Raw genomic sequence first — 17,743 nt, 5'->3', positions numbered from 1 at the left:
GAGGCTAATGCAGAACGCTGATGCCGACGCCCCCCTCGCATACAGGGAGCGCCTCGCCCCGAGCCTGTGGCTGTTCCTCGCCGCCGCGGTGGGCGGCCCCATGGTCAGCCTGAGCTTCGTCCCCGTCGGAGCCGATCTCGCACTCGTCCTGGGCCTTGTGGCGACGGCGCTCATCGTCGCGTGCATGGTCCTCGCCTCGCCTCGCCTGATCGTCAGAGGGCGCACCCTGCACGCCGGGCGCGCGCGGATCGACGCCCGCTGGCTCGGCCGGCCCACGCCGACGACCGGCGAGGAGGCACGCGCGGCACGTGGCCCCGGCCTGTCCGCACGCGGCTGGCACCTGATCCGCGGAGGGATCGACGGGATCGTCGTCGTGCCGATCACGGACCCCGCCGATCCTGCCCCGAGCTGGACCCTGTCCACCCGCACGCCGGACCGCCTCGCCGCCGCCATCGCGGCCGCCCGTGCGCGCGCTCGCCTGGAGGACGGGGACGAGGCAGGCACGGCCGAGGACGACGCCTCCCTCCGCTGACCGCGATCGCCGCACCTGGGAAGACCCGGGGAGAGGGCGATGAAAATGCAGCACGCGCCCATGGCCGAGTCGGCCAGGGCGCGTGCGATGCGCATCCGATCAGGCGGCGCATTCCTTGCAGATCGGACCGTCAGGGGTCTCATGATCCAGCTGCGAGCGATGCTTCACGAGGAAGCAGCTGACGCAGGTGAACTCGTCCGCCTGTGCGGGGAGCACCACCACATCGAGCTCGACGTCGGACAGATCGGCGCCGGGAAGCTCGAAACCCGAGGGGTTGTCCGAGTCCTCGACGTCGACTGAGCCCGACAGCTTGTCAGGGACGCGCTCCTTGAGCGCCTCGATCGACTCGCTCTCGTCTTCGCTCTTGCGGGGGGCGTCGTAGTCGGTTGCCATGCGGTGAATCTCCACTTTCATCGTGCGAGTGGCGGGGGGCCGTCGGGTGTTCGGCGGCGTCAGTTTGCACGACCCGCGCGTATTTGGCAAATGAGGCGAGTCCGGCGATCCAAACTCGCGGCACGCCCGCGCTATTCCCCGGCGCACGAGGAAGCGCGTGACACGATGGGCGCACACCCATCAGAGGGGCTCAGTCATGGAACACGTCACGATCGTCGGCACCGAAGACAATCTCCTCGTCCTCGCCACGGAGTCGGGGACGCGCTTCGCGCTGCCCATCGATGAGGTGCTGCGCGCGGAGATCCGACGCGCCGCCGGACGCGGCGACGAGAAGGCCGCGCCCCTCGCCGCGAGCCCTCGGGAGATCCAGGCGCAGATCCGTGCCGGCCTCGGGACCGCGGAGGTCGCCGAGCTGCTCGGTGTGAGCGCGGACGACGTCGCACGGTTCGAGGGCCCGGTGCTTGCCGAACGCGAGCATGTCGTGGGTCAGGCTCTGTCCGTCCCCGTGCTCATAGGCAGCGAGGTGGAGCCGGACGCTCAGCCGACCTTCGGCGTGGCGATACGCGCGAAGCTCGCGGAGCTCGCCGCCTCCGGCGAGCGCTGGGCGAGCTGGAAGGAGGACTCAGGCTGGATCATCAAGCTCGAGTTCACTGCCAGCGAGGTCGATCACGACGCGCGATGGGCCTTCGATCCTCGCCGCAGCTCTCTTGCACCGCTCAACGCCGATGCCAAGCAGCTGTCGCGACAGGGCTCGCTTCCCGAGGGGCTGATCCCCCGGCTCCGCGCCCTGGACCAGGATCGTCCCTCGCCGTACAAGGACGACTCTCGCTTCGACTCCGGCGCCTTCGGCCCGCGCCTGGTGCCTGCACCAGCGATCGATGACGACGAAGCCGGATCGGAACGGTCCACACCGGGCGCCGCCCCTCTCGTCGCCGAGCCGCCCGAGCGGTCCGCCCCGGCCGTGCAGGAGGCGGCCACCAACCGTGCCCCGGAGACGGCGGTGCCGCCCTCAGACACCGCCGACCTCCTCGAAGCCCTCCGTCGCCGCCGAGGCCAGCGCGAGCCGCTGCCGTCGCCGACGGAGGACGAGACGGGGCCGCAGACGCCGATCGCCCTCTTCGACGCCCTCGAGACCGACGCCGTCACGGAGGAGGCGACGCCGAAGCAGAAGACCGCGGAGCCCACGCCCTCCACGTCCCCCGAGGACGCGACGGCCCGGCGTCGGCGCCGCAGCGAGATGCCGTCCTGGGACGAGATCGTCTTCGGCGCCCGTTCCGACGACTGACAGCGCGGTGAGCCGCCGCGGCGTCGCGAGCCCGTTCAGCCCACGGCGAAGGCGCCGAGACGGATCCACGGGACACGCGTCTCCTCCGGTGTGATCGATCCGTGCTGGCCGATCATGTCCTGGGAGCGCTGGTCCTCCTCTCGCCCGTCGTAGATCGCCCAGGACCCTCTCGCCATCACAAGGAGATCGCCGAGCCGTGAGGAGGCGGCATCGGTCACCACGGGGCCGAGCATGCCGCCGGCGACCGCCTGATCGCGCGTGACGACGTCGGCGATCCCCTCCGTCCCCTCGGCCCAGGCCGCATGGACCTCGGGCAGCCGAGCGGGGTCGTCGAGATAAAGGTGCAGCATCCGTGGCTCTCCTCCGATGTGAGCCACTCCCGTCAGCATCCGATCCCCGTCCTCGACGACGAGATGCCGATGACGAGGGACATCGACCATCCCGTGATCCGCGGTCACGAGCACGCCGGTGCCGTCCGGAGCCCGGAAGCCAAGTGCCGCGTCGATGTCCTCGACCGCGGCGACCCAGCGCGACGACGCGACGCCGCGCTTGTGCCCCGCCTGGTCCGCCTCCGGGAGGTAGCAATAGACCAGGGCTCCCTCGTTCTCCGCGGCGAGCTGATAGGAGAGCTCCACCCGCTCGGCGGGTGTGGCCGCCGAGCGGAACTCGGCGCCGCGCAGGGTCGCCGCAGTGAACCCGCTCGTCGCGTAGGCGGCGAGACCGACCGCGAACGCGGGGCGACCCTCAGCCCTCGCCTGCTCGAAGACTGTGGGCTCCGGCTGCCAGGTCGCCGCGTCGATCCGACCCTCCTCCCACCCGCTCAGCTGGTTCACGAGACGGCCTCCGGCCCGGTCGAGCACGCGATAGCCGACCAGTCCGTGTGCACCGGGCGCGACCCCTGTCAGGATGCTCGTGAGCGCCGACGCCGTGGTGGAGGGGAAGACGGAGAGCGCGACGTCCTTCTTCGCCATCGCGCCGGAGAGCCGGCGCGCATGCCCGGCATGGGCGCGAAGCTGGCCGGCACCCAGCCCGTCGATCACGACGAGGACTGCGGAGCGCACCGGCCGAAGCCCCGAGGCGCCGCCGGAGAGCGCGCCTCTCAGGTCCGACGCCACCCCGGTGATGCTGCGGGCGGAACCCGGCACGGCCGGTAGCATGTTGGTCATCCGAGCCAGTCTCCCATGAACCCGTTTCGCGGATAGGCCGGCCGTCCGGTGTCGAGGATCGCCTCCGCCGTTCACCCGAAAGACGCAGGAAGCATATGCCCCGCTCTACTCCGACCGAGCCGATCGACGAGCGCATCCAGGACATCGACCTGTCGAGCGAGATGCAGGGCTCGTTCCTGGAATACGCCTACTCCGTCATCTACTCCCGCGCTCTTCCCGACGCCCGCGATGGCCTCAAGCCGGTGCAGCGCCGGATTCTCTACCAGATGGCCGAGATGGGCCTGCGGCCGGACCGCGGTCACGTCAAGAGCGCGCGCGTGGTCGGAGAGGTGATGGGAAAGCTCCATCCACACGGAGACGCCCCCATCTATGACGCCCTCGTGCGCCTCGCCCAGGCCTGGGCCTTGCGTGTCCCTCTCGTCGACGGACACGGGAACTTCGGTTCGCTCGACGACGGCCCCGCCGCCGCGCGCTACACCGAGGCACGCCTCGCTCCCCCCGCACTCGCTCTCACCGAGAGCCTCGACGAGGACGTCGTCGACTTCGTGCCCAACTACGACGGGCAGTTCCAGCAGCCCTCGGTCCTCCCCGCCTCCTTCCCCAACCTCCTCGTGAACGGCGCGTCCGGGATCGCCGTCGGCATGGCGACGAACATGGCCCCGCACAACCTCATCGAGGTCGTCGCCGCAGCCACCCACCTGCTCGAGCACCCCGAGGCGACGACCGAGGAGCTCATGGAGTACGTGCCGGGACCCGACTTCCCCTCGGGCGGGATCCTGATGGGCCTCGATGGCGTAAAGGACGCCTACGCGTCGGGCCGCGGAGCATTGAAAGTCCGCGGAAAGGTCTCGATCGAGCCCCTGGGCCCGCGCCGCACCGGCATCGTCGTGACCGAGCTTCCCTACATGGTCGGCCCCGAACGTCTGATCGAGAAGATCAGGGACTCCGTCCAGGCGAAGAAGCTCCAGGGGATCAGCGACGTCACCGACCTCACCGACCGCAATCACGGGCTGCGGATCCAGATCGGGATCAAGACGGGCTTCGACGCGAATGCCGTGCTGGAACAGCTCTACCGTCTGACCCCGCTGGAGGACTCCTTCAGCATCAACAACGTGGCGCTCGTCGGCGGGCAGCCCCGCACCCTCGGGCTCAAGGAGATGCTCTCGGTCTACGTCGGGCACCGACTGGAGGTCATCACTCGACGCAGTCGGTTCCGCCTGGCTCGTCGCGAGGAGAGGTTGCACCTCGTCGAAGGGCTGCTGATCGCGATCCTCGACATCGACGAGGTTATCCAGGTCATCCGCACGTCAGACGACTCGGAGCAGGCCCGAGCCCGCCTGCGCGAGGTCTTCGATCTCTCCGAGCTCCAAGCCGAGTACATCCTCGAGCTGCGTCTGCGGCGGCTCACGAAGTTCTCCCGGATCGAGCTGGAGGCCGAGCGCGACAAGCTGCAGGCGGAGATCGCCGAGCTCCGCGAGCTCCTCGGGAGCGACGCGCTTCTGCGCGCCCAGGTGTCCAGCGAGCTGGACGCGGCCGCGGAGGCTTACGGAACCCCCCGGCGCACTCTGCTCCTCAACGCCGCTCCGCCCAAGGTCCGCAGCGCGAAGGGGCCGGCCGACCTCCAGATCGCGGACACGCCGACCGTCGTGGTCCTCTCCACGACCGGACGCGCGGTTCGCGTGGATCTGGAGGACGGACAGGGGCTCTCCGCCGGCTCTCGGCGGAGCAAGCACGACGCGGTGCTCGCGACGCTCGCCACGACGACGAGAAGCGAGATCGGCGCCGTCACCTCGACGGGACGGGTGGTGCGCTTCTCCCCTGTCGACCTCCCCTCGGTCCCGCCGGCCTCCGTGCATCTCGCCGCGGGCGTGTCGCTGCGCGACTACGTCGGGTTGCTCGACAAGAGCGAGCGCATCCTGGCCCTCCTCCGCTTCGACGATGACACCCCGATCGCGCTCGGGACGCGCGGCGGCGTCGTCAAACGCATCATCCCGTCATCCCTTCCGGTACGGCCGGAGCTCGACGTCATCGCTCTGAAGCCCGGTGACACGGTCGTCGGGGCGGCCACGGCGCCGGAGGACGCAGAGCTCGTCTTCGTCTCCTCGGATGCGCAGCTGCTTCGCTTCTCGGCAGCCTCCGTGCGCCCCCAGGGCGCGCCGGCAGGAGGGATGGCCGGCATCAAGCTCAGCACCGGCTCCGAGGCGATCGCGTTCGCCGCCGTCCGACCGGTCGAGAACGTCGTCGTCGTCACTGTTGCCGGCGCGGAGGGCATCCTCGCCGGAACGGACGCGGGACGGGCCAAGGTCTCGCGCTTCGCCGAGTTCCCGGGCAAGGGACGTGCCACGGGCGGGGTCCGCGCGCATGCCTTCCTCAAGGGCGAGGACCGGCTCACGCTCGCCTGGGTCGGCCCAGAGCCGCTCCTCGCGGTGGGCCCGGACGGATCGGCGCGCACGCTCCCCGAGACCGGAGCGAAGCGCGACGCCTCCGGCCAGCCGCTTGATGCGGTGATCGGGAGCGTGGGCTCCGTCCTCGGCGCGTGAGCGGACACCCGCCCGCACGGCGCGCGTCAGATGCTATGGCCGCCGATACGACATTCAGCTGTATACGGAGCGTTCCGCAGGCCCTGCCCGATGCGGGCGTCAGGCGTCGATTGACTCTCGGGTCAGGCGGTCGGACGAATCGATGATGAACTCACGACGCGGCGCGACCTCGTTGCCCATGAGCAGCTCGAACACGCGACCCGCAGCCTCGGCGTCCTCCATCCGGACGCGGCGGAGCAGCCGGCCGGAGCGGTCCATGGTGGTCGTCGCGAGCTGCTCGGCGTCCATCTCGCCGAGACCCTTGTAACGCTGGATCGGCTCGTGCCATCGCTTGTTCTGCTTACGGAGCTTCGCCAGCAGGCTGTGCAGCTCCTGTTCGGTGTAAGTGTAGATCGTCTCGTTCGGCTTGGAGCCCGGATTCATCACGATGACCCGATGCAGCGGCGGGACCGCGGCGAAGACGCGTCCGTCCTCGATCAACGGTCGCATGTATCGGAAGAACAAGGTCAGCAGGAGCGTCCGGATGTGGGCGCCGTCGACGTCCGCATCGCTCATGAGGATGATCTTCCCGTACCGCGCCGTGGACAGGTCGAAGGAACGACCGGACCCCGCCCCGACGACCTGGATGATCGACGCGCATTCGGTGTTCGAAAGCATGTCGCTGATCGAGGCCTTCTGCACGTTGAGGATCTTGCCCCGGATCGGCAGCAGCGCCTGATACTCGCTGTTTCGCGCGTTCTTGGCCGTGCCGAGCGCCGAATCACCCTCGACGATGAAGAGCTCGGACTGTGACACGTCGCTGGTCCGACAGTCCACGAGCTTCGCGGGCAGGGACGAGGACTCCAGGGCGTTCTTGCGCCGCTGCGTCTCCTTGTGCGCGCGGGCCGACACGCGAGCCTTCATCTCCGCGACGATCTTGTCCAGCAGCATCGAGGCCTGGTTCTTGTCGTCCCGCTTGGTGGAGGAGAACCGCAGGCCGAGCTCCTTGCGGACGACCTGGGCGACGATGGTGCGCACGGCGGGCGTCCCCAGGACCTCCTTCGTCTGTCCCTCGAACTGCGGCTCCGGCACGGTGACCGTGAGCACCGCGGAGAGGCCGGCGAGAACGTCGTCCTTCTCCAGCTTGTCGTTGCCGACCTTCAGCCGGCGGGCGTTCTGATCGACCTGGCTGCGAAGGACCTTCAGCAGCTCCTGCTCGAACCCCTGCTGATGCGTCCCGCCTTTGGGCGTCGCGATGATGTTGACGAACGACCGGACGGTCGTGTCGTAGCCGGTTCCCCAGCGCAGGGCGATGTCCACAGTGCACTCACGCTCGACCTCGGTCGCGCGCATCGAACCATCGGGCTGCAGGACGGGGACGGTCTCGGTGAACACGCCGCTCCCCTGCAGCCGCCAGGTGTCGGTGACCGGGGCGTCGGTGGCGAGATACTCCACGAACTCGCTGATCCCGCCCTCATAGTGGTAGGAGGTCTCCTTGGCGTCGTCGGTGCGCTCGTCTCGGACGACGATCTCGAGCCCGGGGACGAGGAAGGCCGTCTGACGCGCACGGTTCTCCAGGTCCGCCAGCTGGAACTCGGCGTCCTTCGTGAAGATCTGCCGATCCGCCCAATAGCGGACCCTCGTGCCCGTCACGCCCCGTGCGGCCTTGCCCACCACACGCAGCTCGCTCTTCTCCTCGAACGGTGTGAACGACGCGTCCGGTCGAGGACCCCCCTTGTCGGCGAAGACACCCGGCTCGCCGCGGTGGAAGGACATCGCATACGTCTTGCCGCCGCGATCGACCTCGACGTCCAGCCGCTCCGAGAGCGCGTTCACGACGGAGGCGCCCACACCGTGCAGCCCGCCGGAGGCCGCATAGGACCCTCCGCCGAACTTCCCGCCAGCGTGCAGCTTGGTGTACACGACCTCGACGCCAGTCAGCCCCGTCCGCGGCTCGACGTCCACGGGGACGCCGCGGCCTCGGTCACGCACCTCGACGCTGCCGTCCCCGTGGAGCACCACATCAATGCGCGTGCCGTTGCCCGCGACCGCCTCGTCCACGGAGTTGTCGATGATCTCCCACAGGCAGTGCATGAGGCCAGGCGAGCCGTTCGAGCCGATGTACATGCCCGGGCGCTTACGCACCGCTTCCAAGCCCTCCAAGACCTGAAGATGATGCGCGGAGTATTCGGCTGTCACAGTCTCCTATCCTATCGGCGGGCGTCGGAAGGCCACGGAGGACACTCCCCCGGTCGCCGAACAGCCGAGGCTCGCGTACGCGCAGAGCGAAACACGCCGCAGCACGGGCATGACTCCCAGCCGGGCGTGGTTGTATTGAGCACGCTCCATCGCGTACCCGACAACGAGGAGGCATCGAAATGAACGCCACTACCGAACGTGAAGCGCCGATCGTCGACTACCGCCTCACGGCCATGGACCGCTGCGACTCCTGCGGCGCGCAGGCCTACATCGCCGCCGAGGTCAACGGCAGCGAGCTCCTGTTCTGCGCCCACCACGGCCGCAAGTACGAGGAGAAGCTCCGTGCCATCGCGACGAGCTGGCACGACGAGACCGCTCGTCTGCTTGAGTCCTGATCAGGAGGCCACACGCCGACTTTCGAACGCCCGGTCCGCTTCGGCGCCCCGGGCGTTCCGCTTTCTCCCCATCGGCGGGTCTTCCGCGTCGAGGGGCACGCGCATCGGCTACCGGCCGATGACGGAGGTCGCCGTGCCGACGCTCAGACGTGCCGGCGGCGAACACGCGGCCCCAGCCGGGTGAGGATCTCCTCGCCGACCGTGTCGACGGCCTCTGCGAGCGTCGTCGCAGAGACCTCGCCTCGGGCACCAGGGCCGAAGAGCACGACCTCGTCGCCGATCCTCGCATCCGGCCAGGCCTCGACGCGGACGTGGTCGAGGCCCACCGTGCGGAGGAGACGCACGCCTCCGGGCGTGCCCACGACCACCCTGCCGGAGAGAGTGCTGGGAAGGCCGTCCAACGCCCCGATCGCGACGACCGCCTCCGCCTCCTCCAGCCGGACGACCGAGGCCACGAGCGAGGCGATCGGGGCCACTCCCGGAAAGTCGGGGCCGTCGGCGGAACGGATCCCGTAGCAGAACGCCCCGATGCGCACGAGGTCGCCACGCAGCTCCGACCGCGACCAGCTGGCGGCCGACGCCGTCAGGTGCGTCCGAAGCGAACCGGCCCCGAGTCCGCGGGCCACGGAGACCGCGCTGAGGAACCGGGCGTTCGCCTCGTCATCCTCCGCGTCGCTGGCCTCGGCCAGATGGCTCCACACCCCGACGAGATCCACCGTTCCGGCCTGCTGCGCGCGAAGCGCGGTCTCGACCCCGTCCGTCCACTCCTCGCGGGAGAAGCCGTTACGGTGAAGACCCGTGTCGATCTTGAGGTGGATCCGGGATCTCGCGCCGAGACGTTCGGTCTGGGCGATGACTCGCCGCAGGTAATCCGGCGAGCCGACGCCGAGGTCGACGCCGGCGAGCACCGCGCCGGCGATCTCGTCGTCGGCGGAGGTCACCCAGGCGAACAACCGGGTCTCCGGCGGCACCGTCTCCCGCAACGTCAGCGCGGTCGGCACGTCGTACGCTCCGATCCATTCGACCCCGGAGCCCGTCGCCGTCTCGGCCGCCCACCGCACGCCATGACCGTATGCGTCATCCTTGACGACGAGCATCAGCGAGGACGGGGCGACACGTGAGCGCACCGCGTCGATGTTCGCGCGGAACCGCGCCTCGTCGATCCTCAGCTCTGGTCGAATCAGGACTCCCACGAACGCTCCGCCTTCTGTCCGATGACCGCCACCAACTCCGCGATCGACATACCGGTGATTCCCGCCCAGGCCGCCAGGGCGGGAGCGGCGGGGCCGTGTCCGCCGAAATAGACCGCTTCGTCGCCGAGAGTGATCTCTGCGTCCCCGATCTCGGCCACGCAGACGTCCATCGCGATGCGTCCGACGATCGGATGCCGGCGCCCGCGGATCTCGACCTCGGCCCGGTTGCCGAGCGCCCTGACCAGGCCCTGCGCGTAGCCGCCGGTGACCAGCGCCAGCCGGGAGTCCGTGGCGGCGCGATAGGTGTAGCCATACGAGACGCCGCCGCCGGCAGCGATCTCCTTCGTCGACAGCACCCGACCGACCGCGCGCATCACCGGGTCCCCCCGGAGGGCGCCCGATGCGTCGGGAAGCCCGTAGAGGAGCAGGGGGTCGAGATCGGGCTCCTCGTCGACCGTGGCGACGATGCCCTCCAGCGCCAGCGTCTCCGCCTCGGCCCGCCCGTCCACCCGGACGGCCGCCGCCCCAGCCGCGGCCGCCGCCTGGGCGACCCCGAGAAGGCCGTGTCCCCAGGCGTCACGTCGCAGATCCGCGATCCCTCGCCCGCCCTCCGCGACCGCCCGCGCCGCGCCGAGGGCGAGAGCGGAACGCGAGATCAGCGCGCGCAGCGTCGCACTTCGGGAAAGCTCGCTCACCCCTCCAGCCTATCGTTCCGGCGCAGCCCGCCTTCCGGGTCGTCCCGTCACTCGCCGTTCGGCGGAGGACGAAGACGCTCGACCTAGAATGGAGGGTCCCTTTGCCCTCATCCCGGAGAACGCATGCCTTCGAACGGCCTCGGCCTCACCTCTCGCCTCCGCTATCTCGCCGAGCGCGCACGACGGATCAACGTCAGCTCGGTCTTCGAGCGTGCCAAGGAGGCCTCCGCCCAACACGGCAAGGCCACGCCGGCGATCGTCGTGGACATGCTCTGGTCGGCCGCCTTCCACAACGTGGGCTTCCAGGACTACATCGACTACGACTTCGCGATCCTCCGTCGCTCCGAACGCGCCACGTACATGACGCATCCGGTGTCGAACCAGATCTCCGAGCGCTACGCGCACCCGGACTACCGGCACCTGTTCCACGACAAGATCGAGTTCGACCGGGCCTTCAGCGAGTTCCTGCGTCGCGAATGGATGGTCGTCGAGCCCGGCAACGTCGACGAGCTGCGCGCCTTCGTCGAACGTCAGGGAACCGTGATCGTGAAGACGCCGATGGGGCAAGCCGGCTCCGGCGTCTTCCGCTACCACGCTGCGGACGTCTCCGACTGGGAGGAGTTCCACCGCGACCTCCTCGAGCGTGGTCGGCTCCTCGTCGAGGAGGTCATCGTTCAGCATCCAGATCTCGCAGCGGTCTGCCCCGGAACGGTCAACACGACGCGCGTCACCGCCTTCTTCGATGGCGAGAAGACCCATATCCTCGCCATCGCGCAGAAGTTCGGACGCGGCGAGGTGAGCGACCAGATGTCGTTCGGCGGCTTCTACACGATGCTCGACGACGACGGCCATTCCGTCGGCGCCGGGTACGACTCGCACGGCCATGTGCACGAGACCCACCCTGACTCCGGCTTCCGGATCGCGGACTTCCAGCTCCCCCTGATCGACGAGGTCAAGGCGTTCGTCGACCAGGTTGCCCGCGTGGTGCCGCAGGTGCAGTACGTCGGATGGGACATCGTCGTCGGCCCCGACGGTCCTGTCCTCGTCGAGGGCAACTGGGGCGCCGGGGTGTACGAGAACAAGCCCAGCGTCACCGGCATCCGCACCGGGCACAAGCCGCGATACCGCGCCGCCATCAGGTTCTGACACGGTCTCCGAAGCGGAGACGACGAAAGAGGCTGTCCCTCCCGGGACAGCCTCTTTCGTCGTGCTCTGCGGCCGCGACGTCAGACGGCGACGCGGATCACGCCGAGCGGCGTGGACTCCGTCCCCTGCCCCAGCGGGTTGTCCTTGAGGATCGCGACCAGACGTCGTTCGGCGGCGCGGTCCAGGGTCGAGCCGAGGATGTTGCCCCCGAGATCGTTGATGTCCACGATCGCGACCTCGCAGCCGACGTCGAGCATCGCCTTGAGATGGGCGGCGACCTCGCGCGGCCGCTCTGGACCGAGGACCACCGCGCGATCATACGGCGGCATCGTGCCCTCTGTCGGGCCGTCGATCGCGCGCGCTCTGTCCCCGGCGATCCGGTAGAAGTCGCCCCGCCGGCCGAACGCCTTCGTCACCGCCGAGACGGCGGCGGCGAAGAGGATACGGGGCGCCCCACACTCCCGGAGAGCCATCTCCATCGTCTCCGGCATGCCGAGGCCGATGCCGTGCGGCGTCCGGGTGACGTACCGCGACAGGAACCGAGCCAGTCGGCGTGGAGTGATCTCGTCCAGCAGGAACGATCGCCCCTGCGTGATCGCGACGATCTTCTCCGTCACGAAGAGGACGTCGCCGGGGCGTACGACACCGACCGCGTACTCGGAGACGATCGCGTCGAGGTCGTCGCCCGGCATGACCACCCGTGTGCGGATGGGGATGCGTGCGAAACGCTCCCCCTCCACTGCGATCTCGAGCTGCTTGCCGTCGTTCGGCTGTTCCGCGGCGCTCACTCGAGGTAGTCCCGCAAGGACTGCGAACGGCTCGGATGACGGAGCTTGGCCATCGTCTTCGACTCGATCTGACGGATGCGCTCGCGAGTCACCCCGAACGTGTCGCCGATCTGGTCGAGCGTCTTCGGCTGCCCGTCCCCGAGGCCGAAGCGCATACGGATCACTCCCGCCTCACGCTCCGACAGCGAGTCGAGCAGCTGCTCGAGCTGACGCTGGAGCATCGTGAACCCCACCGCGTCGGCGGGCACCACGGCCTCGGTGTCCTCGATGAGGTCGCCGAACTCGCTGTCCCCGTCCTCGCCGAGCGGGGTGTGCAGCGAGATGGGCTCACGGCCGTACTTCTGCACCTCGACGACCTTCTCCGGAGTCATGTCGAGCTCCTTCGAGAGCTCTTCCGGAGTGGGCTCACGTCCGAGGTCCTGCAGCATCTGCCGCTGCACACGCGCGAGCTTGTTGATGACCTCGACCATGTGCACCGGGATGCGGATCGTCCTGGCCTGATCCGCCATCGCACGGGTGATCGCCTGCCGGATCCACCAGGTCGCGTAGGTGGAGAACTTAAAGCCCTTGGTGTAGTCGAACTTCTCCACCGCTCGGATGAGACCGAGATTCCCCTCCTGGATGAGGTCGAGGAACTGCATGCCGCGGCCGGTGTAGCGCTTGGCCAGGGAGACGACGAGGCGCAGGTTCGCGCCGAGCAGATGGCTCTTCGCCCGCTGACCGTCACGGGCGACCCATTGCAGGTCTAGGCCCAGCTGACTGGTCTTCTCCGCCGCAGACATGGTGGAGAGCTTCTCCTCGGCGAAGAGCCCGGCCTCGATCCGCATCGCGAGCTCGACCTCTTCGGCCGCATTCAGGAGCGCGACCTTTCCGATCTGCTTCAGATAGTCCTTCACCGGGTCGGCCGTGGCGCCCGTGATCTGAGTGGAGTAGACGGGAGCGTCGTCCTCGTCGTTCTCCTTCAGGACGATCGCACCAGTGGGAAGCGGCTCGACGAACTCTGGCTTCTTGGCCTCGTCTTCTTCGCCGTCGGCGGCGTCGCTCTCCGCGGTCTCGTCCTTGGAATCCTCGTCCGGCTCGTCGGTGCCGTCGTCCTCGATCGGCTCCTCGTCGACGGGCTCGTTCGGCTCGTCGTCATCGGACTTCTTCGCACGGGACGAGGTCTTCGCCTTCGCCCCCGCCTTGGTGCTCTTGCCGGCGGGCTTGGTCGCCGGCGGCGCGGCCGTCGGCTCCTCGGCGGTCTCGTCCGCCGCGTCCGTCGTCTTCTTCGTCCGGGAGTTCTTCTTCGTGGCAGTCGTCACGTCTTGCCTTTCACGGGGGCTGCGCGGGCTCCCCGGGCCGATTCGGACACTAGTAAGACCCTTGTCAAGTCCTCTCGTCGCCGCGCGACGACCGGTTGACAACGGGTCGGTTCTTCAGTATCGCACACTTGCGCGCTTTCGGAGCCGTGTTCGACGGATCGGCCCCTGATCCGTCCGTAAAGTCCTCACACCACGTTCGACGGTCAGGAGCGTCCGTTCTTGTCCTCGTCGCCGGTGGGCCGTGAGGCGAGGAACCTCTCCAGCTCCGCAGCGAGCTCGTCGGCGCTGGGGAGGGAGCCCTCGTCGAAGGCGAGAGCCGCGTTCTCGGTCCCGCCCATCTCGGTCGTGAGACCGGCCATGTACGCATCGTGTCGCTGCTCCAACGTCGCGACCATCTGACGGAGCTCGTCGTTGCCCTCGACCTGCTCCTCCACTCTGGCGAGATACTCCGTCTGCCGTTCCCGGAGTCCGTCCGTCGCAAGGACCAGGCCGGTGGCGGACATCACGCGGTCGGCCGCCGCCATCGCCGCGCCGGGGTGCTCGGTGTCGGCGAGGTAGTGCGGGATAAGGAGGACGAAGCCGGCGACCCTGTCGCCGCGCTCTGCGAACCGGAACTCCAGCAGGTGTCCCGCCGTCGCCGGCACCTGGGTTCGGGGACGCCAGACCGAAAGCGCGGCGGTGAGGTCCGCACGCGTGCCGCTGACGGTCGTGCCGAAGGGTCGCGTGTGCGGGACGGGCATCGCGATCGCGTGCACCCAGGTGACCGAGGACGCGGCGAGCTCGTCGAAGATGCCCAGGACGGCCTCGGAGAAGGCCTCCCACGCGAAGTCGGGCTCGTACCCGGAGAGAAGGAGGAAGGGCTGGCCGAGGGCGTCCGTCGCCAGAGAGAGCTCGAGCCGCGCGGGACGGTACTCGGTCAGGTGATCCTGGTCGAAGGTGACGATCGGGCGCCGTGCACGGTAATCCAGAAGCAGATCATTGTCGAAGACCCGCAGCGCCTGCGGGTGCGCCGTCTCCTGGAGGTGGTCGATGAGCCCGGACACGGCCGAGCCCGCGTCCGTGAAGCCGGTGAGGAGCACGACGAGCGGGAGACCGTCGGGAATCGCGGGGGCCCCGGCGACGCGGTCGAAGAGTTCTCCGGAGAAGGGCATGCCTCCATGCTACGAGCCGACCGCGGCCCGAGGTCCGGTGACCGCTGAGAGCGAACACGCGGCGCCGCCCGCAGGCCGGCGGCCGGAGCTTCCGCTCCTAGGATGGACCCATGACCTTCCCTGCGCTCGAGCTCTCACAAGGTGCTCCGGCGGATGCGAACGCGGACGCGGTCGTGCTCGTCGTACCCGGCATCTCCGAGGACGCCGCTTCTCTCTCCCCCTTCGCCACGCTCGGCGAACCGCTTCGAGCCACCGGCTTCACGGGCTCGCCGAACGCCTTCTCCCGCGTCTATGCGCCAGAGATCACTCCCCTGCCGCTCGCGGTCGTGAGCGCGGGACCTGATCCGGACGCCCGACGCGTCCGGGAGGCGGCGGGCACCGCGCTCCGCGCGCTCACCGGCTTCGAGAGGGTGTCCGTCCTGGTCGCCGACGCCCTGGGGGACTTCGCCGTGGCGGCGGCGGAGGGCGCGATGCTCGGGGCCTACCGCTTCGACGATTACCGCTCCGCAGAGGAGCCAGGTCGAGCACGCACCGTCGTCCTGCATGCCGACCTCCCCGCGGAGGACGTCGTCCGCGCGACGGTCATCGCCGACGCGGTCGCGATGACCAAGGATCTCGTCACCACGCCGGCCGAGTGGCTCGGACCCGCCGACCTCGCCGGACGCGCGGTCGAAGCCGTCGCAGGACTGGGCGATGTCACGGTCGAGGTCCTCGACGAGACGGCCCTGGCAGAGCAGGGCTTCGGCGGCATCCTCGGTGTCGGCCAGGGCTCTGACCGTCCCCCTCGCCTCGTGCGCGTCGACTATGCCCCCTCGGGGGCGACGAGCCACATTGCGCTCGTCGGCAAGGGGATCACCTTCGACACCGGCGGACTCTCCCTGAAGCCGCCGGCCAGCATGGTCGGCATGAAGTTCGACATGGCGGGCGCAGCGAGCGTCCTCGCGGTCGTCCGTGCCGTCGCGACCCTCGGTCTGCCCGTCCGCGTCACCTCATGGCTCTGCATCGCCGAGAACATGCCGTCGGGGAAAGCCATCCGCCCTGGGGACGTGCTCCGCCTCGCCGACGGCCAGAGCGTCGAGGTCCTCAACACCGACGCCGAGGGGCGCCTCGTGCTCGGTGACGGCCTCGTCGCCGCCAGCAGAGAGAGGCCGGATGTCGTGATCGACGTCGCGACCCTCACCGGCGCCATCATCGTCTCGCTCGGGATGCGTCATACCGGCGTGTTCAGCGACGACGAGCCCGTGGAAGGCATTCTCTCGGCCGCTGAGACCACCGGCGAGGACGCATGGCGCATGCCGCTGCCCGCACACATGGAGGAAGACCTGAAGTCGCCGATCGCGGACATGGTCAACGCCAAGATCGGCGACCCCGCCGGCGGCTCCCTCTTCGCAGGCCTCTTCCTCCGCCGCTTCGTCGGCAAGGTCTCCGACGAGGACGGCGCGGAGCGCATCCCGTGGGCGCATCTGGACATCGCCGGCTCCTCGGAGCACAAGGGAGCCCCCTATGGCTACACCGACAAGGGCGCGACCGGCGCCATGGTCCGCACGCTGATCGCCTACGTCGAGAAGCGTGCGGCGGGCCGAGTGAACGGAGACGAGGCATGACCACGCACACTTTCGACATCGTGATCCTCGGCGGCGGCAGCGGCGGCTACGCCGCCGCGATCCGCGCCGCCGAGCTCGGCAAGACCGTGGCGCTCATCGAGAAGGACAAGGTCGGCGGCACCTGCCTGCACCGTGGCTGCATCCCGACCAAGGCGCTGCTGCACTCGGCAGAGATCGCCGAGAGCGTCCGCGACGCGGCGAAGTACGGCGTCACGGCCGCCCTCGAGGGCATCGACCCCGCCGGGGTTCGCGCCTATCGCGAGGGCATCGTCGCGAAGAAGCACAAAGGCTTGGAGGGTCTTATCAAGGCCCGCGGCATCACGGTCGTCGCCGGCGAGGGCAGGCTCGCGGCCGACCGCTCCGTCCATGTGGGCGATGACGTGTACGCCGGCTCCGATGTCATCCTCGCGACCGGCTCCTACAGTCGGTCGCTGCCTGGCCTTGAGATCGGCGGCCGGATCCTCACGAGCGAGCAGGCGCTCGCGCTGGAAGAGGTCCCGCAGCGTGTCGTCATCCTCGGTGGCGGCGTGATCGGCGTGGAGTTCGCGAGCGTCTGGCGTTCCTTCGGCGCCGAGGTCACCATCGTCGAGGCGCTGCCGCATCTGGCTCCGAACGAGGACGAGGCACTCAGCAAGGGGCTCGAGCGCGCCTTCCGTCGCCGCGGGATCACCTCCTCTCTGGGCGTGCGGTTCCAGAGCGCGACGCAGACCCCCGAGGCCGTGACGGTCACGCTCGAGAACGGCACCGCGTACGAGGCCGACTATCTGCTGGTCGCCGTCGGTCGAGGACCGGCCACGGACGGTCTCGGCTTCGCCGAGGCGGGCGTCGCGATGGAACGCGGCTTCGTCCTCGCCGACGCGGAGCTGCGCACCAGCGTCTCGAATGTATGGGCCGTCGGCGACATCGTGCCGGGGCTCCAGCTCGCCCACCGCGGATTCCTCCAGGGCATCGCGGTCGCCGAGCGGATCGCGGGCCTCTCCCCCGCGCCGGTCCCGGAGACGCAGATCCCTCGCGTCACCTACTGCAGCCCCGAGCTCGCCTCGGTCGGCGTCACCGAGGCCGCCGCGATCGAGCAGCACGGCCCGGACGCCGTCTCGTCGTACGAGTACAACCTCGCGGGGAACGGCAAGAGCGAGATCATCGGCACCGGCGGCCTCGTCAAGGTCGTTCGCCTCAAAGACGGCCCGGTCCTCGGTGTGCATCTGCTCGGAGACCGTGTCGGCGAGCTCATCACCGAGGGGCAGCTGGCGGTGAGCTGGGAGGCGTACCCCGAGGAGATCGCACCCCTCGTCCACGCGCACCCGACGCAGAGCGAGGCGCTCGGCGAGGCCTTCCTCGCTCTCGCCGGCAAGCCGCTTCATGCCCTCTGACCGTCG

15 protein-coding genes are annotated in these 17,743 nt (G+C 69.4%); 7 read left to right on the top strand and 8 right to left on the bottom strand.

The genetic code is table 11. The features are described from left to right. Positions 1-7: 7 nt before the first annotated feature. Positions 8-532: a DUF3093 domain-containing protein gene (locus tag ACP15J_RS01350; RefSeq protein WP_424935814.1), complete on the top strand. Its 525-nt coding sequence runs from the start codon at positions 8-10 to the stop codon at positions 530-532. 99 nt (positions 533-631) lie between these two features. On the opposite strand, the gene ACP15J_RS01345 is transcribed toward ACP15J_RS01350, so the two are convergent. Next, positions 632-925, bottom strand: a complete 294-nt coding sequence (locus tag ACP15J_RS01345) for a DUF4193 domain-containing protein (RefSeq protein WP_424935815.1) — start codon at positions 923-925, stop codon at positions 632-634. 196 nt (positions 926-1,121) lie between these two features. Between ACP15J_RS01345 and sepH the strand changes: the two genes are divergently transcribed. Beyond that, a complete protein-coding gene (gene sepH, locus ACP15J_RS01340) occupies positions 1,122-2,210 on the top strand; it encodes a septation protein SepH (RefSeq protein ID WP_424935816.1) in 1,089 nt (362 codons plus the stop codon). 35 nt (positions 2,211-2,245) lie between these two features. On the opposite strand, the gene ACP15J_RS01335 is transcribed toward sepH, so the two are convergent. Then, positions 2,246-3,376 (bottom strand): alkaline phosphatase family protein, encoded by a 1,131-nt coding sequence (locus tag ACP15J_RS01335; RefSeq protein WP_424935817.1) that lies wholly within the window; start codon positions 3,374-3,376, stop codon positions 2,246-2,248. 95 nt (positions 3,377-3,471) lie between these two features. Here ACP15J_RS01335 and ACP15J_RS01330 point away from each other — a divergent pair, with 95 nt between their 5' ends. After that, positions 3,472-5,916, top strand: a complete 2,445-nt coding sequence (locus ACP15J_RS01330) for a DNA gyrase/topoisomerase IV subunit A (RefSeq protein ID WP_424935818.1) — start codon at positions 3,472-3,474, stop codon at positions 5,914-5,916. 99 nt (positions 5,917-6,015) lie between these two features. Here ACP15J_RS01330 and ACP15J_RS01325 read toward each other — a convergent pair whose 3' ends face one another. Beyond that, positions 6,016-8,094: a DNA gyrase/topoisomerase IV subunit B gene (locus ACP15J_RS01325; protein ID WP_424935819.1), complete on the bottom strand. Its 2,079-nt coding sequence runs from the start codon at positions 8,092-8,094 to the stop codon at positions 6,016-6,018. A gap of 179 nt (positions 8,095-8,273) precedes the next feature. On the opposite strand from ACP15J_RS01325, the gene ACP15J_RS01320 reads away from it, so the two are divergent. Then, positions 8,274-8,489 (top strand): DUF7455 domain-containing protein, encoded by a 216-nt coding sequence (locus tag ACP15J_RS01320; protein WP_424935820.1) that lies wholly within the window; start codon positions 8,274-8,276, stop codon positions 8,487-8,489. A 143-nt stretch (positions 8,490-8,632) separates the two neighbouring features. On the opposite strand, the gene ACP15J_RS01315 is transcribed toward ACP15J_RS01320, so the two are convergent. After that, on the bottom strand, positions 8,633-9,682 hold the full coding sequence (locus ACP15J_RS01315) for an alanine racemase (protein ID WP_424935821.1): 1,050 nt from the start codon (positions 9,680-9,682) through the stop codon (positions 8,633-8,635). Next, positions 9,670-10,377 carry an alanine racemase gene (locus tag ACP15J_RS01310; RefSeq protein ID WP_424935822.1) on the bottom strand — a complete coding sequence of 236 codons (708 nt, stop codon included), beginning with the start codon at positions 10,375-10,377 and terminating at the stop codon, positions 9,670-9,672. Before ACP15J_RS01310 ends, ACP15J_RS01315 begins: the two co-directional genes overlap by 13 nt. A 123-nt stretch (positions 10,378-10,500) precedes the next feature. On the opposite strand from ACP15J_RS01310, the gene ACP15J_RS01305 reads away from it, so the two are divergent. After that, positions 10,501-11,523, top strand: a complete 1,023-nt coding sequence (locus ACP15J_RS01305) for a sugar-transfer associated ATP-grasp domain-containing protein (RefSeq protein WP_424935823.1) — start codon at positions 10,501-10,503, stop codon at positions 11,521-11,523. Positions 11,524-11,603: 80 nt separating this feature from the next. On the opposite strand, the gene ACP15J_RS01300 is transcribed toward ACP15J_RS01305, so the two are convergent. The 3 genes from ACP15J_RS01300 to ACP15J_RS01290 all read right to left on the bottom strand — a co-directional run bounded on the left by ACP15J_RS01300 (position 11,604) and on the right by ACP15J_RS01290 (position 14,763). After that, the gene (locus ACP15J_RS01300; RefSeq protein WP_424935824.1) at positions 11,604-12,311 is read right to left on the bottom strand and encodes a coenzyme F420-0:L-glutamate ligase; all 708 of its coding nucleotides are present in this window, start codon (positions 12,309-12,311) and stop codon (positions 11,604-11,606) included. Further along, positions 12,308-13,612: an RNA polymerase sigma factor gene (locus ACP15J_RS01295; protein WP_424935825.1), complete on the bottom strand. Its 1,305-nt coding sequence runs from the start codon at positions 13,610-13,612 to the stop codon at positions 12,308-12,310. The genes ACP15J_RS01300 and ACP15J_RS01295 overlap by 4 nt, the downstream gene beginning before the upstream one ends. Positions 13,613-13,815: 203 nt before the next feature. Further along, complete coding sequence (locus ACP15J_RS01290) at positions 13,816-14,763, bottom strand: proteasome assembly chaperone family protein (RefSeq protein ID WP_424935826.1); 948 nt, start codon at positions 14,761-14,763, stop codon at positions 13,816-13,818. Between the two features lie 110 nt (positions 14,764-14,873). On the opposite strand from ACP15J_RS01290, the gene ACP15J_RS01285 reads away from it, so the two are divergent. Beyond that, entirely contained in the window at positions 14,874-16,367 is a 1,494-nt protein-coding gene (locus ACP15J_RS01285) for a leucyl aminopeptidase (RefSeq protein WP_424935827.1), read from the top strand. Continuing rightward, positions 16,364-17,737, top strand: a complete 1,374-nt coding sequence (gene lpdA / locus ACP15J_RS01280) for a dihydrolipoyl dehydrogenase (protein ID WP_424935828.1) — start codon at positions 16,364-16,366, stop codon at positions 17,735-17,737. The genes ACP15J_RS01285 and lpdA overlap by 4 nt, the downstream gene beginning before the upstream one ends. Positions 17,738-17,743 lie beyond the last annotated feature (6 nt).

Source organism: Microbacterium sp. S308A+ (genome assembly GCF_049800815.1).
GTDB lineage: Bacteria > Actinomycetota > Actinomycetes > Actinomycetales > Microbacteriaceae > Microbacterium.
This window is presented reverse-complemented; position numbering and strand designations above follow the sequence as displayed.

Excerpts from the sequence above, each read along its gene's own strand:
- sepH (WP_424935816.1), top strand. The coding sequence starts at position 1,122 with ATGGAACACGTCACGATCGTCGGCACCGAAGACAATCTCCTCGTCCTC.
- ACP15J_RS01305 (WP_424935823.1), top strand. The coding sequence starts at position 10,501 with ATGCCTTCGAACGGCCTCGGCCTCACCTCTCGCCTCCGCTATCTCGCC.
- ACP15J_RS01290 (WP_424935826.1), bottom strand. The coding sequence starts at position 14,763 with ATGCCCTTCTCCGGAGAACTCTTCGACCGCGTCGCCGGGGCCCCCGCG.
- ACP15J_RS01285 (WP_424935827.1), top strand. The coding sequence starts at position 14,874 with ATGACCTTCCCTGCGCTCGAGCTCTCACAAGGTGCTCCGGCGGATGCG.
- lpdA (WP_424935828.1), top strand. The coding sequence starts at position 16,364 with ATGACCACGCACACTTTCGACATCGTGATCCTCGGCGGCGGCAGCGGC.
- ACP15J_RS01350 (WP_424935814.1), top strand. The coding sequence starts at position 8 with ATGCAGAACGCTGATGCCGACGCCCCCCTCGCATACAGGGAGCGCCTC.
- ACP15J_RS01345 (WP_424935815.1), bottom strand. The coding sequence starts at position 925 with ATGGCAACCGACTACGACGCCCCCCGCAAGAGCGAAGACGAGAGCGAG.
- ACP15J_RS01330 (WP_424935818.1), top strand. The coding sequence starts at position 3,472 with ATGCCCCGCTCTACTCCGACCGAGCCGATCGACGAGCGCATCCAGGAC.
- ACP15J_RS01335 (WP_424935817.1), bottom strand. The coding sequence starts at position 3,376 with ATGACCAACATGCTACCGGCCGTGCCGGGTTCCGCCCGCAGCATCACC.
- ACP15J_RS01320 (WP_424935820.1), top strand. The coding sequence starts at position 8,274 with ATGAACGCCACTACCGAACGTGAAGCGCCGATCGTCGACTACCGCCTC.